28 protein-coding genes are annotated in these 24,506 nt (G+C 51.3%); 15 read left to right on the plus strand and 13 right to left on the minus strand.

Going from position 1 to position 24,506, the window contains the following annotated elements:
• Nucleotides 1-95 precede the first annotated feature (95 nt).
• Nucleotides 96-2,141, plus strand: coding sequence for a peptidyl-dipeptidase Dcp (gene dcp / locus AB182_RS11425; RefSeq protein WP_047370191.1), 2,046 nt, complete (start codon nt 96-98; stop codon nt 2,139-2,141).
• A 410-nt stretch (nt 2,142-2,551) separates the two neighbouring features.
• Entirely contained in the window at nt 2,552-2,794 is a 243-nt protein-coding gene (locus AB182_RS11430) for a hypothetical protein (protein WP_047370192.1), read from the plus strand.
• Nucleotides 2,795-2,862: 68 nt separating this feature from the next.
• Here the strand turns inward: AB182_RS11430 and AB182_RS11435 are convergent, their stop codons facing one another.
• Nucleotides 2,863-3,381 carry a DUF6622 family protein gene (locus tag AB182_RS11435; protein ID WP_047370193.1) on the minus strand — a complete coding sequence of 173 codons (519 nt, stop codon included), beginning with the start codon at nt 3,379-3,381 and terminating at the stop codon, nt 2,863-2,865.
• Between the two features lie 290 nt (nt 3,382-3,671).
• Between AB182_RS11435 and clcA the strand changes: the two genes are divergently transcribed.
• Together clcA and AB182_RS11445 are read left to right on the plus strand one after the other, a co-directional pair.
• Nucleotides 3,672-5,009, plus strand: a complete 1,338-nt coding sequence (gene clcA, locus AB182_RS11440; protein ID WP_263406546.1) for a H(+)/Cl(-) exchange transporter ClcA — start codon at nt 3,672-3,674, stop codon at nt 5,007-5,009.
• A gap of 237 nt (nt 5,010-5,246) precedes the next feature.
• Nucleotides 5,247-5,525: a hypothetical protein gene (locus tag AB182_RS11445; protein ID WP_047370195.1), complete on the plus strand. Its 279-nt coding sequence runs from the start codon at nt 5,247-5,249 to the stop codon at nt 5,523-5,525.
• 236 nt (nt 5,526-5,761) lie between these two features.
• Here AB182_RS11445 and AB182_RS11450 read toward each other — a convergent pair whose 3' ends face one another.
• Nucleotides 5,762-6,046: a hypothetical protein gene (locus tag AB182_RS11450; RefSeq protein WP_047370196.1), complete on the minus strand. Its 285-nt coding sequence runs from the start codon at nt 6,044-6,046 to the stop codon at nt 5,762-5,764.
• Between the two features lie 467 nt (nt 6,047-6,513).
• On the opposite strand from AB182_RS11450, the gene AB182_RS11455 reads away from it, so the two are divergent.
• From AB182_RS11455 to AB182_RS32570, 3 genes are all read left to right on the plus strand, one after another.
• Entirely contained in the window at nt 6,514-6,708 is a 195-nt protein-coding gene (locus AB182_RS11455) for a hypothetical protein (RefSeq protein ID WP_047370197.1), read from the plus strand.
• Between the two features lie 195 nt (nt 6,709-6,903).
• Nucleotides 6,904-7,206: a hypothetical protein gene (locus AB182_RS11460; RefSeq protein ID WP_047370198.1), complete on the plus strand. Its 303-nt coding sequence runs from the start codon at nt 6,904-6,906 to the stop codon at nt 7,204-7,206.
• A 117-nt stretch (nt 7,207-7,323) separates the two neighbouring features.
• The gene (locus tag AB182_RS32570) at nt 7,324-7,500 is read left to right on the plus strand and encodes a hypothetical protein (RefSeq protein ID WP_167337876.1); all 177 of its coding nucleotides are present in this window, start codon (nt 7,324-7,326) and stop codon (nt 7,498-7,500) included.
• Between the two features lie 80 nt (nt 7,501-7,580).
• On the opposite strand, the gene AB182_RS32575 is transcribed toward AB182_RS32570, so the two are convergent.
• The gene (locus tag AB182_RS32575) at nt 7,581-7,727 is read right to left on the minus strand and encodes a hypothetical protein (RefSeq protein WP_167337877.1); all 147 of its coding nucleotides are present in this window, start codon (nt 7,725-7,727) and stop codon (nt 7,581-7,583) included.
• 187 nt (nt 7,728-7,914) lie between these two features.
• On the opposite strand from AB182_RS32575, the gene AB182_RS11465 reads away from it, so the two are divergent.
• Nucleotides 7,915-8,484 (plus strand): LOG family protein, encoded by a 570-nt coding sequence (locus tag AB182_RS11465; protein WP_047370199.1) that lies wholly within the window; start codon nt 7,915-7,917, stop codon nt 8,482-8,484.
• Nucleotides 8,485-8,544: 60 nt separating this feature from the next.
• The gene (locus AB182_RS11470) at nt 8,545-8,976 is read left to right on the plus strand and encodes an NUDIX hydrolase (RefSeq protein ID WP_047370200.1); all 432 of its coding nucleotides are present in this window, start codon (nt 8,545-8,547) and stop codon (nt 8,974-8,976) included.
• Between the two features lie 107 nt (nt 8,977-9,083).
• Here the strand turns inward: AB182_RS11470 and AB182_RS11475 are convergent, their stop codons facing one another.
• The 4 genes from AB182_RS11475 to AB182_RS11490 form a co-directional block, all read right to left on the minus strand.
• The gene (locus AB182_RS11475; RefSeq protein ID WP_047370201.1) at nt 9,084-9,371 is read right to left on the minus strand and encodes a hypothetical protein; all 288 of its coding nucleotides are present in this window, start codon (nt 9,369-9,371) and stop codon (nt 9,084-9,086) included.
• A 173-nt stretch (nt 9,372-9,544) separates the two neighbouring features.
• A complete protein-coding gene (locus AB182_RS11480) occupies nt 9,545-10,408 on the minus strand; it encodes an efflux RND transporter periplasmic adaptor subunit (protein WP_047370202.1) in 864 nt (287 codons plus the stop codon).
• The gene (locus AB182_RS11485; RefSeq protein WP_047370203.1) at nt 10,405-10,620 is read right to left on the minus strand and encodes a DUF1656 domain-containing protein; all 216 of its coding nucleotides are present in this window, start codon (nt 10,618-10,620) and stop codon (nt 10,405-10,407) included. The genes AB182_RS11480 and AB182_RS11485 overlap by 4 nt, the downstream gene beginning before the upstream one ends.
• Nucleotides 10,610-12,661: an FUSC family protein gene (locus AB182_RS11490; RefSeq protein ID WP_047373266.1), complete on the minus strand. Its 2,052-nt coding sequence runs from the start codon at nt 12,659-12,661 to the stop codon at nt 10,610-10,612. Before AB182_RS11490 ends, AB182_RS11485 begins: the two co-directional genes overlap by 11 nt.
• A gap of 77 nt (nt 12,662-12,738) precedes the next feature.
• Here AB182_RS11490 and AB182_RS11495 point away from each other — a divergent pair, with 77 nt between their 5' ends.
• From AB182_RS11495 to AB182_RS11515, 5 genes are all read left to right on the plus strand, one after another.
• Nucleotides 12,739-13,533 carry an AraC family transcriptional regulator gene (locus AB182_RS11495; protein ID WP_047370204.1) on the plus strand — a complete coding sequence of 265 codons (795 nt, stop codon included), beginning with the start codon at nt 12,739-12,741 and terminating at the stop codon, nt 13,531-13,533.
• Between the two features lie 238 nt (nt 13,534-13,771).
• Nucleotides 13,772-14,884, plus strand: coding sequence for an FIST N-terminal domain-containing protein (locus tag AB182_RS11500; protein WP_047370205.1), 1,113 nt, complete (start codon nt 13,772-13,774; stop codon nt 14,882-14,884).
• Between the two features lie 3 nt (nt 14,885-14,887).
• The gene (locus AB182_RS11505; RefSeq protein WP_047370206.1) at nt 14,888-15,982 is read left to right on the plus strand and encodes a sensor histidine kinase; all 1,095 of its coding nucleotides are present in this window, start codon (nt 14,888-14,890) and stop codon (nt 15,980-15,982) included.
• A gap of 5 nt (nt 15,983-15,987) precedes the next feature.
• Nucleotides 15,988-17,061 (plus strand): HDOD domain-containing protein, encoded by a 1,074-nt coding sequence (locus tag AB182_RS11510; RefSeq protein ID WP_047370207.1) that lies wholly within the window; start codon nt 15,988-15,990, stop codon nt 17,059-17,061.
• Complete coding sequence (locus AB182_RS11515) at nt 17,054-18,190, plus strand: response regulator (RefSeq protein ID WP_047370208.1); 1,137 nt, start codon at nt 17,054-17,056, stop codon at nt 18,188-18,190. The genes AB182_RS11510 and AB182_RS11515 overlap by 8 nt, the downstream gene beginning before the upstream one ends.
• Before the next feature lie 174 nt (nt 18,191-18,364).
• On the opposite strand, the gene cspE is transcribed toward AB182_RS11515, so the two are convergent.
• The gene (cspE, locus tag AB182_RS11520) at nt 18,365-18,577 is read right to left on the minus strand and encodes a transcription antiterminator/RNA stability regulator CspE (protein WP_016495754.1); all 213 of its coding nucleotides are present in this window, start codon (nt 18,575-18,577) and stop codon (nt 18,365-18,367) included.
• A 391-nt stretch (nt 18,578-18,968) separates the two neighbouring features.
• Entirely contained in the window at nt 18,969-19,502 is a 534-nt protein-coding gene (locus tag AB182_RS11525) for a carboxymuconolactone decarboxylase family protein (protein ID WP_047370209.1), read from the minus strand.
• Between the two features lie 121 nt (nt 19,503-19,623).
• Here AB182_RS11525 and AB182_RS11530 point away from each other — a divergent pair, with 121 nt between their 5' ends.
• Entirely contained in the window at nt 19,624-20,556 is a 933-nt protein-coding gene (locus tag AB182_RS11530; protein ID WP_047370210.1) for an AraC family transcriptional regulator, read from the plus strand.
• A 52-nt stretch (nt 20,557-20,608) separates the two neighbouring features.
• Here the strand turns inward: AB182_RS11530 and AB182_RS11535 are convergent, their stop codons facing one another.
• Genes AB182_RS11535 through AB182_RS11550 form a run of 4 tightly spaced genes read right to left on the minus strand, consistent with a single transcriptional unit; the run spans nt 20,609 to nt 24,399 of the window.
• Complete coding sequence (locus AB182_RS11535; protein WP_047370211.1) at nt 20,609-21,544, minus strand: GlxA family transcriptional regulator; 936 nt, start codon at nt 21,542-21,544, stop codon at nt 20,609-20,611.
• Between the two features lie 10 nt (nt 21,545-21,554).
• Complete coding sequence (locus AB182_RS11540; protein ID WP_047370212.1) at nt 21,555-22,754, minus strand: MFS transporter; 1,200 nt, start codon at nt 22,752-22,754, stop codon at nt 21,555-21,557.
• 41 nt (nt 22,755-22,795) lie between these two features.
• Nucleotides 22,796-23,557 carry an SDR family oxidoreductase gene (locus AB182_RS11545; protein ID WP_047370213.1) on the minus strand — a complete coding sequence of 254 codons (762 nt, stop codon included), beginning with the start codon at nt 23,555-23,557 and terminating at the stop codon, nt 22,796-22,798.
• Between the two features lie 26 nt (nt 23,558-23,583).
• On the minus strand, nt 23,584-24,399 hold the full coding sequence (locus AB182_RS11550; protein ID WP_047370214.1) for an SDR family NAD(P)-dependent oxidoreductase: 816 nt from the start codon (nt 24,397-24,399) through the stop codon (nt 23,584-23,586).
• Nucleotides 24,400-24,506: the final 107 nt, after the last annotated feature.

The following is a 24,506-nucleotide window of genomic DNA, read 5'->3' on the forward strand; positions in this document are numbered from 1 at the left end:
GGCAAAAAATCTTCACTTTGTGCTACTGATAGATCATCACAGCCAATACCTTGGATGTCTGGTCTGGGGTAACTAACCGCATTCAGGAGTAAAATATGTCGGTAACGAATCCTTTCTTCGATGTCAGCGCACTGCCGTATCAGGCACCGCGCTTCGATCTTATCCATCAGGATCACTATCGCCCCGCATTTGATCGAGGGGTTGAGGAAAAACGGGCTGAGGTGACCGCCATTGCGCAAAACCCGGCTCCCGCTTCGTTCGATAATACCCTGTTGCCGCTGGAGTGCAGTGGTGAGCTGTTGACGCGAGTGACCAGTGTCTTTTTCGCAATGACCTCCGCGCATACCAATGATTTTCTACAGCAGCTGGACGAAGCGTTTTCCGCTGAACTGGCGCAACTGGCAAATGATATTTATCTCAACGACGCGCTGTTTGCGCGTGTTGAATCTGTCTGGCGCAATCGGGAATCAGCCGGTCTTGATGATGAGTCGAAACGCCTGGTTGAGGTCATGTACCAGCGTTTTATGCTGGCGGGCGCGACGCTTTCCGCTGACGATAAAGCTACGCTGAGAGCATTAAATACTGAGGCGGCGACGCTCACCAGCCAGTTTAACCAACGCTTGCTGGCGGCAGACAAAGCCGGTGGCCTGGTGGTGGATTATCTTCACCAACTCGACGGACTGAGCGATGACGCTATCGCCGCCGCCGCGGATGCCGCGCGAGAAAAAGGGTTGACCGATCGCTGGCTACTTTCGCTATTAAACACGACGCAGCAGCCGGCTCTGGCCGCGTTGCGGGACCGTCAAACGCGCGAAAATCTATTTACTGCCAGTTGGTTACGTACTTCGCAGGGGGATGCCAATGACACGCGCGCTATAGTCTTAAGGTTGGCGCAATTGCGTGCGCAACAGGCATCATTGCTGGGTTTTGCGGATTACGCCAGTTGGAAAACGGCGGATCAGATGGCGGGCTCTCCGCAGGCTGCATTTGATTTTATGCGCGGTATTGCCCCGGCGGCTCGCGCCCGCGCTGAACGTGAACTGGCAGATATTCAGCAGGTCATCGATGAACAGCAGGGAGGCTTCGCCGCGCAGGCCTGGGACTGGTCATGGTATGCTGAGCAAGTAAGACGCGCTAAATACGATCTCGACGAATCGCAGGTAGCCCCTTATTTTGCGCTCAACACGGTACTGAACGAAGGGGTATTCTTTGCCGCGAACCGGCTCTTTGGTATTCGCTTCGTTGAGCGTACTGATATTCCTGTTTACCACCCGGACGTGCGAGTCTGGGAAATTTTTGACCAGAATGATGAAGGGCTGGCACTGTTTTACGGCGATTTCTTCGCTCGCGACTCAAAGAGCGGCGGCGCATGGATGGGGAATTTCATCGAGCAATCGACGCTGCTTTCCACCAAACCGGTTATTTACAATGTCTGCAATTACCAGAAACCAGCAGCCGGGCAGGCAGCGTTGTTATCGTGGGATGATGTCATTACGCTCTTTCATGAGTTTGGTCATACGCTGCATGGTTTGTTCGCCCGCCAGCGCTATGCCACTCTTTCCGGTACCAATACGCCGCGCGATTTCGTTGAATTCCCGTCACAGATTAATGAGCACTGGGCAAGCCATCCGCAGGTGTTCACGCGTTTTGCGCGCCATTATCAGACCGGTGAACCGATGCCGGAAGCACTGCGCGATAAAATGTTGCGCAGTACCCAGTTCAATAAAGGTTATGACATGACCGAGTTGCTCAGTGCGGCGCTGTTGGATATGAACTGGCACAGTCTGGATGGCGCTACCCAGGTCAGTGATGTCGATACCTTTGAAGTGCAGGCGATTCGCCACGAAGGGCTTGATATCAGCGCGGTACCGCCCCGTTATCGCAGCAGCTATTTTGCTCATATCTTCGGCGGTGGTTACGCAGCGGGTTATTACGCTTATCTCTGGACGCAAATGCTGGCAGACGATGGCTTCCAGTGGTTTGTGGAGCAGGGCGGCTTATCCCGTGAAAACGGGCAAAGATTCCGTGAAGCGATTTTGTCCCGTGGCAATAGTACTGATTTAGCTGAACTTTATCGCCAGTGGCGCGGCCATGATCCGCAGATTGAACCGATGCTGAAAAACCGAGGCCTGAGCGAGTAGGCTGTGAAAGAAAGAAAAACCGGGAAAATTCCCGGTTTTTTTACGCGTCGTTATTCACTATTACGTTTTCGTTAAACCGAAGCGCAAGCGGAGGCGGCGCAATGTGATTCAAGCGACATAGTTGATAATGAAATAATTTTTTAATGTGATAATTTATCATGTATAGCTATCGTTAAACGATGGGCGTATGGATTTGGATATTTGATTATTTAAACCCTGCTGACTGATTCTCTGGTTGTATTATCTTTGCTTTCTTCTGGTCATAAAGGAGAAAGTAATGCAAATCTGGAAAGCAAGCCGTTTTGATGAGTGTTATTTACGCTCGGATTATTCCTGAAATTAATATGCCAGCCAGTATGATGTAATAATTACATCCCACTCAGGTACGTGTTTATTAATGTGAATGCAAGATGAGGAAAGTACTGTTATTTATCAAAGATAAACCAGTAGAATTAATCGACGTCAAACCTTATGCGCGTAAGATTAATTGTATCTACCCGGGGGCGGTTGTAAGAAGTCTGGCCATAGAGATTGCCTTTGTCACGTTTAGCAATGGTAAGTGTGGTGCCATCTCTTTTGTCGCAGACCGCTATGTTTCTCAAACGCATCTTGTAGAGGCCTGGAATAAGCTGGTACGCAACGGTGAGAAGTAAATAGGTTACGGGGCCTGCTATAAATACAGCAGGCCGCATAATAGGTACCAGACCGCCCAGGAATCGGCTTAAGCGCCTCGTACATGGGGTGACAGTTTGCGCCATGAGAAAAACAGATTCAGTGTCCCACCCCAGAATACGCCATCAACGAGGCCGGTAATAACGCCGAACAACGCGCTGAATTGTGCAGCATGATGCGCCTCAGGATGCAAAGATAACCAAACCAGCAGACAATATTTCGAGACGAAGGCACTAATAATAAAGATTAGCGTCAGCGGTGTGCCTGCCCGAATAATCTTTTCACTGTGTGGTTTGTTTTTTAAACGAGGTTGGTTTTTCCACAACTGCCACCCAGCCAGAATACCAAACGCAAGGCCGATTGACATCCCTATTAGAGATGCAACATTAAAATTAAATGCTTCCTTTAAACCCCATACACCCCATATCAGAAAGAGTAGCGGTAAAATAAATAATTGACTGATATTCATCTCTCGCGCTGAGAGTGCGGCATAACCCCGCAGAATAAGAAAGAAAAATAGTATCCATACCCAGAACGGGGTATGACTAATGATGCCGAAAATGGTCACGGTTATTCTCCTGTCGGAATGTTTTGTCCGGCAGAAGTATGTGCAAAGACAGAAGAGAACAACACGACTTGTGCACGACAGAGGCACGACATCAACACGACAGGGCATTATTACTCGCTCAGCGCACTGTTTTTATGGCGGTGATACGTCCTGTAACGACATCGTTTTTGTTTATTCGACGCAAGGTGCGTTAAAATCTCCCTCCTTGTTGGTAGATGACATAGCTAATAATGATTTTTCCTGGTTCATCCGATGTGCAGGTTCCTGAAACGGAACTGGCACGCAAAAGCATGTTTAAAGCGTTGTTGTACCGTGACCGGACGCCTGTCGCAGTATTAATTTCTGCCGCCATTGTCGGTACCCTCGTCGGGCTTGTTGGTGTTGCGTTCTTTCGCGCCGTGAATGCCGTGCAGCACTGGCGAACAACCTTTTTGCATCAGGCAAACATAAGCGGGTGGTTGCTTTGGGTTCTGGCTTTTATCATCTCCGGGCTGTTGGCGATGCTCGGTTATCTTCTCGTCAGACGTTTCGCGCCTGAGGCGTCGGGTTCAGGTATTCCGGAAATCGAAGGTGCGCTGGAAGAGTTACGTCCTGTACGCTGGTGGCGAGTCATACCTGTGAAGTTTTTTGGCGGCATGGGAACACTCGGAGCAGGTATGGTGCTGGGCAGAGAAGGGCCAACCGTTCAACTTGGCGGTAATATTGGCCGAATGGTCACTGACCTGCTGCGGATACAGCATGGCGAGGCTCGCCATTCACTGCTGGCAACGGGGGCCGCCGCCGGGTTGGCCGCCGCGTTTAATGCCCCGCTGGCGGGGATCCTCTTTATTCTTGAAGAGATGAGACCACAATTTCGCTACAACCTTATCTCCATTAAAGCCGTTTTTATTGGTGTGATCATGGCCAGCATCGTCTTTCGCATATTTAATGGCGAAAGCCCGGTCATTGCCGTAGGGCAGTTATCCAGTGCACCGGTCAATACATTGTGGCTGTATCTGGTGCTGGGGATGTTATTTGGTCTCGTCGGTGTGTTATTCAATCGCCTCGTGTTTCTTTTTCAGGACGGTTTTCAGCATATCTATGCCGGGCGAACGGGACGAACTCTGCTGATTGGGGGATGTATTGGCGGCGGTTGCGGCATTCTTGCGCTCCTTTATGCGCCTGGTGCCGGTGGCGGTTTTGAGCTGATCCCCGACGCTGCCCACGGGGGTTATACCTTTTATGCGTTGATTGTGATGTTTCTGGTCCGTCTGCTGACAACACTGCTGTGTTTCTGCTCCGGGGCACCTGGCGGGATTTTCGCGCCAATGCTGGCTTTGGGCACTGTGCTGGGTACCGCCTACGGTGTTGGCGTGGCGGATTTATTCCCGGCCTATGGGCTTGAGGCTGGTACGTTTGCGATTGCCGGAATGGGGGCACTCTTTGCTGCGTCCGTTCGTGCTCCGCTGACAGGGATCGTCCTGGTCCTGGAGATGACAGATAATTATCAGTTAATACTTCCCATGATTATTACCTGCCTTGGTGCGACATTACTCGCGCAATTTCTCGGCGGAAAACCGTTATATTCTTCAATTCTGGCGCGTACGTTGGCAAAACAGGCGGCACAAGAAAGCGCCGTACGCTCATAACGCCTACCACTCTGGTTCGACGGCCCTTAGCCTGTGCCGTCGAATTTCACCACGATCACCTTGTTGCTGAGATCAAAACGGTCGGATCATTGCGATTTTTTAATCTGGATCGTCTTCCCAATATTTTACGCTTGTTAATCAGCGCCATACATGCTGATAATATCAATGCCGCGTTACTGCCGGGCAATTCGATAAAAGTAATCCGTACTAAAACCTGTTCAAGAGAGGGAGTGCGCGATGGACTATTTTTTCTTGATTATAAACAGCGTAATGGCCGGTGCACCAGGATACTTTCCTGACGCTATCATGGCGATATCTGAACGGTCCGGTGAAAAATTAATAAATATCTCGGCTATCATTCTGCAGCCTATCGCATTGCAAAAACTGACGGATGCCCACCGGGAACAAATCAATAATCTCTGCGGAAATATCATATTACTTGCAGAGCAAGATGACCTTGAAACCTTTAAAATGAAAGTGAAAGCGTTTGGCGAAAAATGCAATTCGGTCAGCTAAATATTCAACAGAAATGTAGGTGCGTTGGCACTTTCAATGCCTGAGTTTCGTGGTTTCCATGACGAAGGAAATGGTCATATTTGTTAAAAAAGAGGATTTGGCGGTATGGTCAGAGCGATATAAAAACGGGGGAACAGGCCAGTTTCTCAGGCAGTCAGAGGGAAGTGCATAAATAATCGTAAAAGCGTCGCCGTACGACCTGAAAGCGACGCTTTCATTGTAAACAATCCAGGCATTTATTTGACGCTCTCGTCCATTGTCACATTCATTGTGACGCCGCCTTTATTGTTCGGATCGTCAGTATAGGTAATCAGTACATCTTTGCTGGCGACACGTAATCCCTCGGCTTTTGGCGTAGAAGAAACGTACCCTCCGTTATTAAACTCGACGGTTGTTGTCGTTACACCGGCATTTTCTGTCTCAGTGATAAAGAGGGAACCGCCATGTTTGACATTGACGGTTGTGATTACACCAATGACTTTATGTTCACCGGACTCTGGATCAAAAGAAATTTTCGGCATTTTTCTCTCCTCGGGCAGACAGACTATCTGCATTCACTTTTTATCCCATATTTATATTAACGGCCTGGTGGGGAATAAGTTGAGTTTTTTCGCTATCCAGAATCAATTTTTTAGTTAAGAATATGTTTACTTTGCATTAATTCATTATGCCGCACACAAGCGGAGGGCCAGACTAGTAAAACATACCCGGTGCGACTAAACTTAAATGGTCTGGTCTGGCAAGCCGACAAGCAACAGTTATGACGTGATGAATCCCCCTCAGCGGCGGGGCTGGTCTTAATACCATGCAAGTCGTGAATAGCGAATGCGTTTCTGGCTGACCGTCAGGAACACCGGGAGGCACCCGGCATCACAGTTTCTACACCCTGTAAGACTCCTTTCTCCTTATTGAGTCTTTCTCTTTTGCCGTACCTGTTGAGTGAACTTGCATAACACTCATCCCGGCGAATTACTCGCAGAGCGTCCCCATGAAAGAGGGTTATTACTGGATCCAGCACCAGGGTATTGTGCAGGTGGCTTACTATACTCACGATAAAGTTGAAGATATGGATACAGGAAAAATAATGACCGGTGTCTGGCGACTTACTGAAGGGTTTGAGATCTGCCATGATTTTGATGTGGAAATCGTTGGCGGACCCCTTGCCTTAACGGATAAAGGTTAAATGTGTTTGATCATGTGCTGCTTAGCTTAGCGAGTCCGTCTGTTTTTATCCTGGTTCCGCCAGTGAATAGTGGCAGTCATATTTATGCCACATTTGGGCTGAATAAACGCTTTGGCAGAAATGTGAATGCTGAGATCTCACTCCTGATTTGAGCGGATATACTTTTTATGAGCCGCTTATAAAAGGGGTAAGACAATGATTTACTCATCCATAAAAACGCACTACCTGTCAGCAGAATCCGGCGATCGCCTTGTTCGTTATGACATTATCGCGACAGACTCCGACACCTATTTAGTGAAGGTCATTGACGAGCAAAAAAGCACGATGGCTGAGCCTAAACCATTACTACTCATTGATCAGTTTCATGTAACGCGCAGTGATTATTTTGAACACTACGGTATCAACGTGGCGCAACAGGCGATAACGTTCAATTTACCGCCCTCATTTGAAGACTATCTTCTGCTTTATTGCCAGCGACACCGAAACAAGTACGTTTAGCACTACGCCGCTCTCGGGCGGCTTTTGCCGTAATAAGGATTTGCTATCGTTATACTTACCGCTTGTCGTGGATCGTTTGATGCACAACAGGCCTGTTTAACCCAAAGGAGAGTGACAATGAGACCGAAAATCACACCGGAAGAGGTTGCGTTACTGGTAGAGGATTTAGATATGCTGGGTGAACAAAATCTCGTTGGTATTGAGGCCTATGAAGCGCTCTACCTACTGGAAATGCGCCGTCAGACAGCAAAACTCAATGATATCAAGCGTATACTGGGAGAAAAAGAGGAGTAAATATTGCGGACCTATCCCTGACTCCGTTGTTTATGGGGTGTCCGCATCGTTCATTACCTTCATCAGCCCTATCTGGCGCTTTACTTTTTACTCAGTGGAGAGACCAACTCACGGATAATCTCGACCTTCTGCTGCGGTGATAACCACAGGCGCTGGGGTAGCCATGCTGGTTTGTGTTGTTTGGCGAACGAGTGAAACAGTTGATTGAGCCAGCTATCGATATTCATGCGTACCTCCTTATTGGTTAACGCGAGTGTACGCATTAATTGCGGAACAAAAACTGAGCTTATTGAATCAACTGTTCCGCATTTAATTCCCTCAATGCCCAGACCGTTCATGTGCAACCCGCAGGCGCGAATAAGCTGACACAAAGATATGGTAGATTAACGCCTCCACTAACAACGGAGTGTTGTAATGAAAGCGATAGGTATTTTTTGTGGTTCATCTTCCGGGGAGAATCCGCTGTATATCGAAACAGCACGCGATGTGGGTAAAATCCTCGCGACGGCTGACATTTCTCTTGTGTACGGTGGCGGTAAGGTTGGCCTGATGGGCGCCGTTGCCGATGCCTGCCTGGCACATGGCGGACATGTGGTGGGGGTTATGCCTCGCGGGCTGTTCGAAAAGGAGATCGCTCACCAGGGGCTGAGTGAACTTCACGTCGTTGAAAATATGCACGAGCGAAAAACCAAAATGGCGGCGCTGTCGGATGGCTTTATCGCGTTGCCTGGCGGAGCCGGTACGCTGGAAGAGATTTTCGAACAGTGGACCTGGGCACAGCTTGGTATCCACCACAAACCCTGCGCGTTCCTTAATATCAATGGTTACTACGATCCGCTAAAGGCGATGGTTGAGAAAATGGTTGCCGAGGGATTTATGCATGCCCGCTACGCCGAAATGTTACCGTTTTCCACGGATGTCGAAAGTGTCGTGACGTATTTCCGTAACTATCAGGCCCCCGCGAGTAAGTGGGTGAAAAATTAACCGCATTGAATTCTGCTGCGCCGGCAATCTCCCGGCACAGTACACGCAGGAAAGAGTGTTATGCCACACACTGTACATCCCGTCGCCGCCGTTCTGGGGGTGATTGTTCATGAATCTCGTATACTTCTTGTACGCCGTTCTAACCCACCGGACGCAGGTTTTTGGGGATTTCCGGGGGGAAAAATCGAGGCAGGCGAAACCCTGGAACAGGCGGCAATACGCGAAGTAAAAGAGGAGACCGGGCTGAGGGTCATTTGCCTGGCGAAAGATGTGCCCCTGGAGGCATTCGATTACGACGCAGCCGGAGAGCTTCACTACCATTATCTGCTGATCCCGGTTATTTGTGCCTGGCAGGGAGGAGAACCGATTGCCGCATCGGATGTTTTTGACGCACGTTGGTTTAATACTGCTGATTTACGGAGCGGTGATTTTTCTTTCAGTAAAGATGTCGTGGAACTGGCGATAAAACAGATCAACGCTGTTCATTCGTGAGTGTCGATATTATCGCAATGAAGTTAACGGAAAAACGGTATCACCGTTGGCAGGCCGCAACATTCACAACGGCGGCCCGTCAATCCGCTGCTCCGTAATCAAAGGTGTTATGTTTTGCTAGTGTCTTTTTTCTTTGTTAAAAGAGACGTCGCCGCGGCCGTTACAATCCCTATAAGAGGCATGGCTATCGCGCCTGCCATGAAGTTATGCTGATCTATTTCCTTTTCCTTGCGAATATCAGCAAAGCGAGCAAGCGCCTGTGTTTCATTCGCGGCGATGACCTCTTCAAACTGCTTTTCATAACCCTGCTCAGTCAACTCAACGGCACGTTGTTCCTCCGATTTTTTCAGAACAACGATCTGTTTATCCTTTTTAAAAAAACAGTATTCCGGCATGAGGCGCTCCTTAAGGAGGAAAGGGGATTAAGCTTTAACAGCGTACCAATTTTAATCAAACCAGGCACCTGCTTAGGAATGATTTTTACATCGCCTCAATCCCTGGACTGAAAACACCGGCCGGCACATATTCGCTGGGGTAGCCAACGGGATAACATTTATAACCTGCGTGGCTAAGGTGCGATGGATATACTGGCAGATAATCCTGCCACCAGTTCCACACCCTGTGGCAAGGTATCTATGTGAATACGTACCGGGACGCGCTGAGCAAGTCGTACCCAGTTAAACGTCGGCTCCACTTCGGGCAGGCCAAGCCCGCCCGTGTCATCGTTATTATCACCAATCCCATGCCCGATACTCTCAACGTGACCTGTCAGTACGGGCTCGAATCCCATCAACGCAATATGCGCTGTATTTCCCACGCGAATATGGCGCAGCTTCGTCTCCTCAAAATAGCCTACTACCCAGAAGCTGTTAGCATCGACGATGGCCACTTTCGTTTCTCCGGCAGTTGCATAGTCACCAGGGCGAAGCCTGAGATGCGTGACATACCCAGCAACCGGCGCCCGAACGGTGGCATGAGACAGATTGAGCTCTGCCAGTTCCAGCGCGGCCAGCGCGCCATGATAATTCGCGGTTGCGACATTCGCCGCGCTGCTCGTTTGCTGCAAATCCTCGCCGGATATCATGCCTTTTATCTGCGCACGGCGTCGGGCGGCATCCTGGCGCATCAGCATTTCATGACGTTTAGCATCGACATCAGCCTGCGCGCTGAGCAACGCCAGCGTCAGCCAGTGGGGATCGATGGCGTAGAGTACATCGCCACGGTTAACCCACTGATTGTCTCTGACCGCTACGCTGATAACCGGCCCTGAGACATCCGGCGCGATTTGTACCACATCAGCACGAACCCGGCCATCACGGGTCCAGGGCGTCTGTGCATAATGCTTCCACAGCATGAAAGCCAGAATAGCTGACACAGCGACAGCGCTGAGTGTCAGCGCATAGCGGGTCAACAAAGAGAGGAACGATTTCATGCAAATAACCCCAGTGCGTTAAAATCCTGCAGGAGCAGGAAAAAAGTGATGATATACATGGATAAACCAATCAGCGGGCGGCAAGGCAAACGGCAATAGAGCCTGCTGAAAGAGAAAAGCGGCACCAGCAACAGTGTGCAGGCCAGGCTAACGAGCGCAATGACCAGCAACCCGGGGAGATAGACGCCCCCAATATTAATGTCATTCAGCATTCTTATGTTCCTTGTTGCGATCCCGTAGCGCGCAGTACAGGTCAGCGAGCCTGTCAACCACCTGGCGCGATGGTTCATCTGCCGCAGGCAGAGAGAGGCTAATCGTTGACGCAATACGTTCGCGTAAGGCAAAAATGTCTTTCGTGTGGATAAGCTGGTAAAGCAGGTCATTGATCTCTCTGGCGGTATCCCTTTCCGCCCGCGAATAGCAGTGGCGTAAATGCATGACAGAGAGACCAATACGCAGGTAGTGCAACATATGCTCAAGCACCTGTCCCGAGGCGTGTTCACTGCGTTGCAAACGCGGCAGCAATAAAGCTGTTCTGTCGATCATCAGATTGGTCCAGTACATTTCATCGGGTCTAAAAACACCTTTCACACTGCGGCGGATATCACGTCGGCATAGTTTCAACAGGCGGTTTATTGCTGCGTCTGCCTGTACCGTTTGCAGCAAACTCATGCTGACGACGGCAAAGCCGATAGCGGCAAATAAGGCAATCGACGTATTGATGGCGCCGGCGAAGTCTCCGCTGTAATGCGCACCTAATTCGCAAAGGATAGGCAGTGTGAGGGTGATACCCATGGCCATAAACGTAGACGGCGGGCGCGCCTGGAGCGATCCGGCCAGCAAATATGCCGGCGCAAGCACCGCAACCAACACCGCGAAGTCGGTCACTTGTGGAAGCAGGACAAAGCTGTAAAGCAGGCTTATCAACACACCCCAGACGGAGCCAATAATGTATTTCACAAGATGCTGCGCTGGCGTGTCGAAACTGGCAAACAGCGTACAGCAGACCCCAAGAACAGAGACCGCCGTTGCGCCATCTGGCCAGGCAGAGTAAATCCAAATCAGACAGCCGCTTAATATTATCGAGAAAGCCCCCAGCGCGATGCGCGCGGCGCTAAGGGGATCACGGTGGAAAACATAACCTTTTGCGGCTTTAACCTCGGGTAGCACTGATGCGGATTTCGCATGACGAATCGCATTAGAAAGACGTGCGCATTGCTGTAAAAGCACAATGGCCTCGGTCAGGTGGCGCGTAAAACTGAGCCTTATCGCATCCTGAATTGTCGCTGTCTGCGAAGCGTATAACGCCGTTAACTGCTCACTGCGTTTTTGGAGCGTGTCAGCGGTGATTTTCTGCTCGCTTTCCTCCCCGACGGTAAGCCATGTCCGGACATCCTGTAGCAATATCTGCAGATCGACCGGCATCTCCTCAGGCGCCTGTAAGCGGTCGCGTAATTCACAATTCACAATCAACAGACGTGCCAGCCTGTCATGGATGGCTTTTCTTGCCTGACGGACCGGCGCCGCAAGGGTAAAGTCATAAGGGATATGGTGGCTGATACCCTGCAGGAACTGCAGCGCCAGCGCCAGATGAAGACTATCTGAATTCTCATCGGGTTTGCCTGCCAGGGTGTCGGCAATCCTCAACCGTGCCGAGCGCAGTGTCTGCGATAATTTATTGTTGAACAGCCCTGAAATACGCGCGGGCAAAACGTACCTGTGAATAAGCGCGGCGCAGAAAATACCAATCATGATCTCCTGCACGCGAAGAATAGCGATGTTAAAAATAGAGCCGGGATCAAACACCGCAGGAAAACCAATCAGGCTTGCGGTGTAACCGGCTAATACAAAAGCGTACGCACGCGAGGTGCGTACAAGGAGGGATAAATAGAGGCAGAACGTTATCCAGCCTGTGAGCATCACGCTGCAAAGCACCGGCGTGTTCACAAAAGTCGGCACGATCAACACGGTCGCCCCGGCTCCGGCGATCGTCCCGGCCAGACGATAAAGACTTCTGCTGAGTGACGCGCTCACCGACGTTTGCGAGACAATATATACGGTAATGATTGCCCAGGATGGGCGCTCAAGACCTATCGATAGCGCAATAAAATAGGCGAGCATCGCAGCGGTAAAAGTCTTTGCCGAATAGAGCAGCGCGTTAGCATCGTTTAGCAAAGCAGGAGAGGCCGCACGGCGTAACAGCTTGCTGACAGCACGCAAAAAATGACAATGATAGAGAGCGAATGTGTTCATGCCGGGCATTATTACCGGCTTGCGTATGCCATTAAATACTCTATTCTGTCAAAAAATACCTAAATGTTGCCAATTCCATGAAGCCGCAATTCGTTACAACATTGTTTGACCCTGATGCCACATCATCGCCGGCAGTGGCGCGCCATCTGGATTTTGTTGATTACGAGGCCGAAGTGCCGGTGCATACGCACCGGAAGGGGCAACTGATCATTGCGTTGTATGGCGCGGTTATCTGCCGCGCGGAAAATGACATATGGATAGTGCCGCCTAATTGCGCAGTATGGATCCCTGGCGGGATCCCTCATAGCGCCAAAGCCACCTGGAACGCGCATCTCAATTATTTATTTATTGAACCCGGCGCCACGGCGCTTCCGGAGAAATGTTGCACGCTGGCGATTTCGCCGCTAATTAAAGAACTGGTAGACCGGTTAACGCGAGAGGGCATTGAATACCCGCCCGATAGTCATGCAGCCCGGCTGACCAGAGTGACACTTGACGAGTTAGCCACCATGCCGCAACAGAAATTAAGTCTGCCTGTATCGGCCCATCCCAAAATACGTGCTATGGCTGATGCACTGGTCAGTAACCCGGAGGATCGCAGCACCTTTAAAACATGGGCAAAACGGCTGGCGCTCAGCGAGCGATCGCTGGCGCGCTTGATGCTACGTGAGACAGGGCTAACGTTCGGGCGATGGCGTCAACAGCTCCATCTGATTCTTGCCCTACAGGCGCTGGCAAGCGGCGTCTCGGTACAGAACGTGGCGGCAAACCTGGGGTATGAATCAGTGAATGCTTTCATCACCATGTTCAAAAAAACAATGGGCAGCACGCCGGCGCACTATTTTACCGAACGCAAAACTGACATCCGTTAATTGGCAGGTTTTGTATGAAAGCTGAACAAAAGTGATCCAGACGGCGGCATGAAAAGAAAGTTAATGGGCGTCTTTGAACAGAAATGACATGCATGTATAACTATTTGAGTAAGACCTACAGAGGTGGCCTGGTGGCGTCATTTATGATTCCCCCAACAGTTGAATCCAGACGAGCATTTTTTTGAGTATGTACTGTTTAAAATAAACACTATCGCTTTTCTCAGCCGGAGAATATGCCGTGAATGCCAACCTAAAATATGCAAGTAGTGAATTACGCGATCCTGTCCAGGCCGTAGCCGAATTTGCCAGCATGATTGGCCACGAGGATATTGAAACCATCTTATTTTTTTGCTCTCCGGACTATGATCTTGAAATCTTAGGCAGCGAATTAAAAAAAACCTTTTCATGCACCCTTATAGGATGTACCTCTTCGGGTCAAATTGGCCTGGAGGGTTTTCAGCACTCCGGGATGCTCGGCCTGGGCTTAGGGCGTGATTTTCGGGCCACCGCTTTTATGATCCATCCCTTAGTTGAATATTCTGCCGTTATCGCTGATATGGCTGAAAAAATCCGTTTTGACAGCGAGGCCAGGCCGAATATTAATCGCTTCGGTCTGTTGCTCGTCGATGGGCTTTCGATGGCGGAAGAGCGCCTTGTCGCTAATCTTTATCAGCAGATAGGTAATGTGCCTATCATCGGGGGATCGGCAGGTGATGACCTGCGCTTTGAACAAAGCTTTATTTACGACGGGCATGGCAAATTCATTTCAGATGCTGCGGTGTTTGCAGTTATTGAGACCAGATCTCCTCTCACCACATTCAAAATTCAACACTTTATTCCCAGTGACGTGGAATTAGTGATTACAGAAGCCGATCCTGAGAAACGGGTTATTTTTGAGATCAATGGCGAACCTGCGGCAAAAGTTTACGCCGAATCCCTTGGCCTGAGCGTGGACGAGTTAACGCCGACGATATTTTCGCGTAACCCACTGGTACTCTCGTTTGGCGATGAACCTTATGTACGCTCTATTCAGAAATGGAACGACGATTTTTCGTTAACCTGCTATTGCGCCATTGAAGAGGGGTTAATTATTTCGATTGGCATAGCGGAAGACCCCATTGAGACCTTTAGACAATCTTTTGAAAAGGTTAATGAAATAATTCCGGACCCGCGTGTCATCATCGGTTGCGATTGTATTCTTCGCCGTCTCCAGTTTGAAGAAGAAGGGCTTGAACAACCGATTAGCGACATTATGCGACAGAATAATGTGATTGGTTTTTCGACCTACGGCGAGCAGTACAATGGACTGCACGTTAACCAGACATTCACGGGTGTTGCTATCGGAGGATAAATTATGTCTTCTTTTACTCAGGCACCCCACGCGGGCCTGTCACCGGCAGAGTATGAACGCAAACTTCTCGCCCGCGATAAAACGATAGACGTCCTGAAACGTCGCATAGCGCAAGAGGCCAGGCATAGCCACACAACGCCTTTCGCTATTCTGGAGCAAAATATTGGTCTGGAGAAAGTCGTTGCGCGCAAGACGATGGAACTCGAGAACGAGCGGCGTGAACTGGAAAAAGCGTTATCCGAATTACGTTTAACGCAAGCTCAACTGTTGCAGGCGCAGAAAATGGAATCCATTGGTCAGCTTGCCGCAGGCATTGCTCATGAAATTAACACACCGACCCAGTACGTTTCAGACAATGTCGGGTTTGTGAAAACCGCCCATTTAACGCTGACAAACGTACTCGATGCCGCGCTTGCGGTGGTTGAGGTTGCGCGTGCGAAACTGGGTAATGAGCCGACGATCGAGGCATTCGATGCGGTGTTAAAACGCGCCCGGATTGATTTTTTGCGCAACCAAATCCCCTCTGCGTTAGATGAGTCTCTGGAAGGGCTTGGTCATATTGCGAAAATTGTGGCTGCCATGAAGGAGTTTTCTCATCCTTCGCAAAACGAGAAAGAATCAGTCGATGTCCGTGAAGTCATTCGTACAACCGTGACAGTCGCGCGCAATGAATGGAAATATGTCGCCGACCTGGAAACCGAATTTGGCGACGATCTGCCGTTGCTGCCCTGTCTGCGCGATATGGTTGGGCAGGCCATACTTAATTTGGTGGTCAACGCTGCCCATGCGATTGCGGATACGCTGCAGAAAGGTGTTAAGGAAAAAGGCCGTATTGTTATCTCTGCCGGGCAAAACGGTGACGTTATGGAAATACGCGTGCAGGACGATGGTAGCGGTATACCCGCCGCCATTCGCGACCGTATTTTCGATCCTTTCTTCACGACCAAAGCCGTGGGTAAGGGCACGGGGCAGGGACTCGCGATTGTTTACTCGACGGTAGTGGACAAACACATGGGGCATATCCGTTGCGAGTCTGAGGAAGGGGTGGGTTCGACGTTTATATTGCAATTTCCGCTTCATAGTCGCAAGGAGGGGTGAACGGCATGCAGGTCATGTTTGTCGACGACGAAAATCGTATCCTCTCGGGCATTGAGAGATCTGTCATGATGTATAACCCCGACTGGGAATGTCGCTTCGCAAGTAGTGGTCCGCAAGCGCTTACCATGCTTGAAGAGACTCCGGCGGATGTAGTGGTATCGGATATGCGCATGCCTTTTATGGATGGGGCTGAATTGCTCGCCCGGATTCGCGATCGCTGGCCCGGTACGGTTCGGATTATCCTTTCTGGCTATTCAGAACCTACATCGACCCAGCGCATGCTTCAGGTCGCTCACCAATTTGTCTCTAAACCCTGTGACAGCATGGCATTGATAGCGATGATCGAAAACACGCTCACGCGACGTCATGTTATTGAGGATCCGCCGGTCATTGACATCGTGGGTCATATCAGCCACCTGCCAGCCGCGCCTGAGATATTCACCGAACTCAAACAGCGCCTTTCCGATACGGATAACGATATCCAGCGCATCATTGAACTCGTTGGACGCGATCCCGCGCTGACGGCCAGATTTATACAGATTGCGAATTCAGCATGGTTCACACGCGGCGCACAGAGTCACGATATCGCGAGTGCTCTTACCCATCTGGGCCTGGAGCAGATAAGGTTACTCATCCAGACCCCCGAATTTTTTGCTGATGAGAGCAGTCAGCCCCGCAACAAGGCGTTACAACGTAACGCCTTTCTTGCCTCCCAACTTGCCGCGCGCATATGCGGCCATCAGGGTCTGGAGTCAACAGCCGCCTTGCTCGCCAATATTGCTCAGCTTCTTCCTGATGCACACGCCAACCTTTCCTCTGCGGGTTGCGCAACGGTGGGGGCTTATTTGCTGGCGTTGTGGGGATTGCCCGGGGATCTCGTAGAGATTGTTGCCCGACACGCTGAGCCTTCCCGTTTCGCAAATAATCTTTTCGGCGCCATGGGTACCGTACATGTTGCGGTCGCGCTGGCGAACAACGACGAACCCGATCACGTTTATCTTGAACAAACAGGCATGCTGAACCAGCTCCCTTTGTGGCAGCAAATGCTTGCTCATATAAAGGAGAACCTTCATGACTGATACTGCCCTCGCTCGGGTGCTGTGCGTGGATGATGAACCGAATGTGCTCGCCGCTATTGAACGCAATCTTTTTGGTGAATTTGAGGTGGTGGTGGCAAAGAGCGGCGAGGCGGGTCTTGATGCCGTTCGTTGGGGAGAAAAGTTTGCCGTCATCGTATCCGATATGCGTATGCCGGGTATGGACGGGGCGACTTTTCTGGCGAAAGCGAGAGAAATCTCGCCCGATAGTGTGCGAATACTGCTCACCGGTCAGGCCGATGTGCAATCCTCCATCGCGGCTATCAATAAAGGCGCCATTTTTCGCTATCTGTGCAAGCCCTGTCCAAAAGACGAGCTGATTGCCACGCTGAATGACGCGGTGCGTCAGTATCGGCTGATTCGCGCCGAAAAAGAGTTGCTGGCCACCACCCTGACGGCATCGGTGAAAACGCTGACCGAAGTGCTGGCGATGGTCGCTCCATGGGCGTTTCAGCGCTCCGCTTTCGCTCAGTCATGTGTGATTCATGCGTTACCGAAACTGGAGTGGCCCGATGAATGGATTTACACCATCGCGGCTTCGCTAAGCCAGATAGGTTGCGTCGGTATTCCGGCGGATATCGTCCAGGCAGATGCGGCCCAACGAAAACTGTCGGAGGAAGAGAAAAAACTGCTGCTCGGGCATCCGGAGGTCGCCGGACGGTTGGTAGAGAATATTCCGCGCCTCGAACTGGTAGCGGGAATTATACGCCACCAGGCGAAAGAACCGGCGCCGAATGTTCCGCTGGAGGTTTTGCGAGGGGCGCATTTGCTGCGTGCTGCGCTTGAACTGGAAAAACATGCCGTACGTGGCTGGAGCCTGGAGCGCCCATGGGAAATTTTGCGAGCGGCAACGCCACCACTGCCCGATTACATCATTAAGGCGTTGTCAGATTTTCGTGCAAACGTGAGCGGCGTTCGTTCTGCGCATATTCGCGAACTGCTGCCCGGATGGGTGGTTGAGGAAGATATCCTGACATCGAATGGCCTGATGGTATTGACCAAAGGGCATGAACTTACTGACACCGCTATTTCTGCGCTTCAACGATTGTTGTCTGTTGATGCCATTAAAGAGCCTATTCGCGTGCGGGGAACAACGACCTCAGGAACGTAATATTGCCCTCTGTCGTTGAAAGGATTGCGCTGGCAGGAAATAATACTGAGTCGCTGTCTGAATATAATGCAATAAAAAACCCGCACCAGGCGGGTTTATTTTTATCAGTAAATTTTATCTGCTCAGACTATTGTCTTCATCGCTATTGTAAACATCACTGATAATTAGCGCGACTTACAGCGCGGTGACGTTACCAGCCGCAGGGCCTTTCGCGCCACTTTCGATAGTGAAGGAAACTTTCTGACCTTCATCAAGCGTTTTGTAGCTGTCGCTCTGGATAGCAGAGAAATGAACAAAGACATCTTTGCTGCCGTCGTCAGGAGTGATAAAGCCAAAACCTTTATCGGAGTTAAACCATTTTACTAAACCAGTCATTTTGTTAGACATAGATACTTCCTTAAATTTATGGGCCACGCAGAGTGGCAATAATGGCCTGTAATGTTAGAGTAACTTATTTGGCACTTAGGAGGAGGCTCACGAAGAAGGGTATCTATGGATAACACTTGAACTGAGGACTGCTTTACTAAAACTGCTTTCATAAGGTCTGTATTCCAAACCGATGACGCTATTAAGACATAGCGAAATTAATTAAGCAACGTTTATATTTTTTTATTTTAACTGCCGGGCGATGTCTGTTACCAGCTATAACGGTGCGGCGGCCAGCGCAGACGCCCAGCCGCCGCTGGCTACCGTGGCGCAGTCATTGCACAAGGCGAAGCGGGTAATGGTGTGTCATTGCACCCGCCCCCCATGATAAAAACCGACCGCCAGCGCGGGTTTAGTTTACGTGCGGAAAATCCACCACGGTATCGTTGACACGGTTGATCATATTGGTGAACAGAATTGCGCTGATCGCACTGATGATTTCCACCACCTGACGATCGCTAAAGCCTGCAGCCAGGAAGCGGGTTACCGTTTCTTCCGCCAGCGTTCCGCGGGTTGAGACGACGGTTGAGACGAATTTCACCAGGGCATCAATACGGGCGTCATCCGGATATTCTCCCCGACGCAATGCCTGCGTTTGCGCGAGGCTATAACCGGCCATTTTGCCCGTTAAGGTATGCGCGGCCAGGCAATAATCGCAGCCGGAACGCTCGCTCACAACCAGGTTGATGGCTTCCAGCTCTTGTTTACTGAGCGTACTTTTTGCAAGCGTAGCATTGTGCTGCAGCGCCTGGGCAAGGATCTCTGGCGCAATACCGATAGTCTGATAGGCGTTTGGCACTTTACCCATAGCACGTTTGATCATAGTGAAAAGTTCGGCAGTCTGGCCTGTGGCATTTTCGACCTGAATTGAGGTTAAACGACTCATGATTTTCTCCTGTCAGTTAATGTGTGTCACCGTATCGGCGATAGAGACATCATAAGGCGTCGGGCATGCTATTATTGGCCCCAAAGCCGCTATTTTTTGTCTTAACGTCTCAGGAGCGCGAGTGGATAACCTCAGTTCGTTACTTGCTGTGCTGGCCCCGCAATGCGTTGTGAATCTACATTGTCGGTTTAACGGGAGATGGGCTGCTGACCATCAGCAACGGCCTGGCGGCATTGTGCCATGGCATGTCATCATGCGGGGGGAGGCGCGCCTGCATATTGCGGGCAAAACCCTCAATGTCTGCGCAGGGGATGTTCTGCTCCTTCCTCATGGTTCCCCCCATCTCCTTGAAAGCCTGGTGGAGTGGGGGCAGGTCGTACCGGCGCAGGGACATCATAATGGCATTCTGACGCAAGTGAGTACGGAAGGGCCTGGGCCATCCGTTGAAGTGTTGTGCGGGGAGTTTCATTTCGGTCCGGACTGCCACTGGCTGTTCGCCGAAGAGCAGGCGCTTATTCATCTTCAGACGGCGGAGCGCAAAAGCTTTCCTGAACTGGAAACGTTACTGACGATGTTAGTCCGTGAAAGCCAGAACAGTTTGCCGGGCAGTCTGGCGATGGTTAAAGGGCTGGCGAATACACTACTGGCGATGATGCTGCGGATTTTACTTTCACTGCGACAACCACCGCCCGGCATGTTGCGGCTGATGAGTGATAAGCGCCTCTCACCGGCATTATTAGCCGTCTTTACGGACCCGGCATACCCTTGGACTCTCGAGTCTATGGCTGAGCGCTGCTTTTTATCGCGCGCCACTTTTGCCCGGCATTTTGCGCACAGTTATCACCAGACGCCACAATCATGGCTGACACAATTGCGCATGGCGCTGGCCTCGCGGTTACTGATTGATGAAAGGGCACAGGCGGTGGACGCCATTGCCGAACGGTGCGGCTTTTTATCGCTGTCATCGTTCACTAAAGCCTTTAAAAAACGCTATGGCATTACTCCGGCCGCGTATCGAAAAGAGAGCCAACAACCGGGAGCGCGGGACAGCTAGCGTCGCTCCGCGATATGCGTATGCAGGGCAGACGGGCTTCTTACCCTCCGTGCTATCTGCCCGTACGAAGGGACTGCGGCGGGATGCCATAACCGCGAATAAACACTTCCCGCATATGACGCCTGTCGCGAAAACCGGCCTCGCGGGCAATGGTATCGAGGGAGAGGCGGCTTTGCTCAATCATTAATCTTGCCGCTTCAAGCCGTAATCCTTCGATAGCTTTGGCCGGCGATTTCCCCGTTTCCTGACGAAACAGGCGGCTGAGCTGGCGGGCGCTGACATGCACGGCATCGGCCAGTAGTTCCACTGTCAGCGTTTTGTGCAGGTTGTTGCGGGCATATTCGAGCGCGCTTTGCAGGCGATCCGAACGTGGGGCCAATGCCAGCATTTCCGAATGCTGTGTCTGGCCACCGGAACGGCGTTGATTCATGACCAGACGATGCGCCACAATACGGGCAATATCTGCGCCCAAATCTTTTTCCACCATACCCAGCGCCATATCCAGCCCGGCGGTCATCCCGGCAGATGTCCAGATGGTGTCATCAATAATAAAGATCCGGTCATCTTCAAGCTGAATGCCGGGATGCATCGTCATGAAGTTGCGGGCATGCGCCCAGTGAGTGGTCGCGCGTTTTTGTTCCAGAAGCCCGGCCTGCGCCAGCACAAATGCGCCGGTGCAGATGCCGGCGATGCGGCGTGCTTTGCGGGCGGACGTTTGCAGAAAATGAATGACCGCCGGACTTGCGGGCTCCTCCACCGGGGAAAGCACCCCCGCTACCAGCCAAGTATCTACCGGCGTTTCATCGCTGAACTGTTCAGAATCAACGCCAATTCCTGAGGATGAACGTACTTTGCCGCCGGATTCGGAATAGACCGTCAACTGGTAAAAGGGTTTTTCAGTAATGAGGTTAGCAAATTCGAAGACCGTCAGCGTTGACAAGGCCAGCATCTGAAAATGGTCAGAAATAATCAATCCTATCCGGTGCATCGCAACCTCTTTATGGCAATTCAGCACTGACCCATTGGGCAGAACGAGCACGTAGCCGTTCCGATATACCCAGGCTTACCAGTGCCAGCAACAGAAACAGCATTGAGCTTATCATCACGCCGTAAAAACCGGTCAGCGGATAAAGCCAGGAGGCCACCGCTGAACCAAAACCGATACCGCAGAACATAAAGGCGCTGGTTAAGGCCAGTGAAATTCCCCGCGTTACTGCAGACGATATTTCCACGATACGTCGCTGCTGCGTTGGCCATATCAGATCCGTTGAAAATGCCCACACCACCAACAGAATAAACAACCACGCCAGTTGGGCGGGCAACAGCGTTATGAGCAGCATATCTGCGACCAGCAAAGTCATGCCGACGCTCAGCAAACGTTCTGCACTGTAACGCCGTGCGGCGCGGCTGACAAAAAGGTTTCCCAGAATACCCGCGACGCCAATAACCGCCAGGGCAATAGAGACATCAGCGGCTTCGCCGTGCCAGCGATCGCGAATTATCGGCGAGATAAACGCATACATATCGTATACCCCGGAGGTGATAAAAAAGACCACCAAAAACGCAGACAGAGTTTTACCGTCGGTCAGTACCTGGCCGACATGGCGTAAACGAATATCGACGCCTTTTACCACATTCGGCACCAGCAGCCACACACCCGCAGCCGTGAGCAGGCTTATCAGCGCGACAAGGGCAAACAAGATCCGCGCGCCCCATGCATGCGCTATCCACGCGGCGAGCGGTATACCCACCATGCTTGCCATCGACACGCCGAGCAGAATCATGGCGATGGCGCTGCCACGTTCTTTGGGAGACACTAACTCTGCGCCAAGTGCCACCAGTACCGGACCTATTAACGACGCGCCAAGCCCCATCACGATACGTGAAATAACCAGCAACGTGTAATTCGGCGCGAGAGCAAAAATAGCCGCCCCCAGCGCGAACACCAGCATGCCTGCCAGTACCTGCGTCCTGCGCATCAACGTGCCGAACATCACTTGCGCCAGCGGCGCGCCCAGGGCAAACGTCAGGCCGAAAATAGAGAGCAGGCGAGCACTTTGTGCATCACTGAGTCCCCACTCAAGGGAAATGGCAGCCAGACTGCCTGCAACGGAAAGAGAACCTGTCGCCTGAATAAAATAAGCAATACTCAGGGCGTTGAGCGCGCGTCGTTGCGGCGTGGCAATGTGATTTTGCATCATTAACTCCTGCCGGGGGCAGTTGCCTGCCCCGCATCAGATCACGCAACCGGGATCGGGTTTTCCATCATTGACTGATTAAACGCGTTAACCATGGCGTGTTCATTCGCGCCGGGATTTGCGCGGGCAGGGAGCACGCTATCGACAATGGCTTCGGGGTTATCCGTGGCCAGTTTTTCGAAGGTCTGTTCGATAAAGTCCGCCAGGGGCATCGCCCGGGAATCACCACTTTTGTAGATCAGATCGGTATCTACCCATGGTGGCGCAATCTCTATTACGCTCACGCCCGCATCGCGAAGCAAAAAGCGCTGGGAGAGGGTATAGGAGTGGATCGCCGCTTTGGTTGCGCAATAGAGCGCATTCGTGACCAGCGGCAAAAAGGCCAGTACGGAACTGTTATTGATCAGTACTGCATCCTGTTGCTGCTTAAGATGTTCAATGAACGCGGCGCTCACCCGAACAGTGCCCAGCAGATTGGTATCCAGCAGCGTGGTCGCCATCTCATCATCCAGTTCAGCGGCAGGATTATCAAACGGCATAATGCCTGCGTTATTTATCACCACGTTCAGTGCCGGATAGCGAGACAGGACTTCCCGCGCCGCATCTTTAATACTTAACGCATTTGTGACATCCAGTACCACGGAATCCATACCCGGATTGGCGGCAGTCACGGTGTCCAGCAGTGCTTTGCGACGACCAGAGATAATCACCTGGTTGCCAAGTTGATGAAATTTTTCCGCCATGGCGCGACCAATGCCCGAGGTGCCGCCAGTGATAAAAAGGGTGTTTCCGGTGAGTTTCATTTTGTCATTCCTGTTGGGTAAAAGGATTAGTGGCCTGCACTGTCGCGGTAGCGTTCAGCCGGGATATTGCTCGAAAGGTGCGGCATCATGGCCTTGCGGCTGTTTTCCATCGCCAGCCACTCCGCTTCGTTATGCAAAGAGGGGATCGTGACCAGCTCACCTCGCAGAAAGCCTGTTAGCGCGGCATCCACCAGGTCATAAGGGCTCATCACTATCGATTTATCGAGTTGTTCCAGTGGGAGACCGCCGTTATCCCAGAACGGCGTTGCCGTCGCGCCTGGTAATACGGCCTGGATCTGTATCCCTTTATCGGCCAGTTCGTGGTGGAGTGACTGACTAAAGGCCAGTACAAATGCTTTTGTTCCGCCGTACACACCGTTTAACAATTCCGGTGCAAGGCTGACGATGGAAGAGATGTTGATGATGGCGCCATTGCCGCGCGCGACGAATCCGGGAACAACGGCATACGTGAGGCGAGTCAGCGCAATCACGTTAAGGTTAATCATCGCCTGCATCTGGTCGACATCGCTGGATAACAGCGGCGTATGTGTGCCAGTGCCCGCATTGTTGACCAGCAGTGTAATGCTGGCATCGTCGTGCAGTTTTTTCTCCAGGGCGTTAAGTTGTTGGCTATCGCCAAGATCGGCGGCCACGACCTCCACATTACGGGCTGTATCGGCGGTGATATGGCTTGCCATCTGATTCAGGCGGTTGTGATTGCGGGCAACGATGATCAGGTCGTAACCCATACGCGCCAGCCGATTAGCATAAATAGCGCCGATGCCAGTTGATGCGCCGGTGATCACTGCAGTGCCTTTACCGGGTTGTGTAGCGATGTTCATAGCAGGTTCCTTTCAGTCACCATTGATTCGATGAAAGCATCATAAGTAAGAAAAAGGTGTCCAGAATGACGTTAATGGTCGTTATTTGGGACATTCTGTGTCTCGCC

The sequence above is a fragment of the Phytobacter ursingii genome, from assembly GCF_001022135.1.
GTDB classification, from domain to species: Bacteria; Pseudomonadota; Gammaproteobacteria; order Enterobacterales; family Enterobacteriaceae; genus Phytobacter; species Phytobacter ursingii.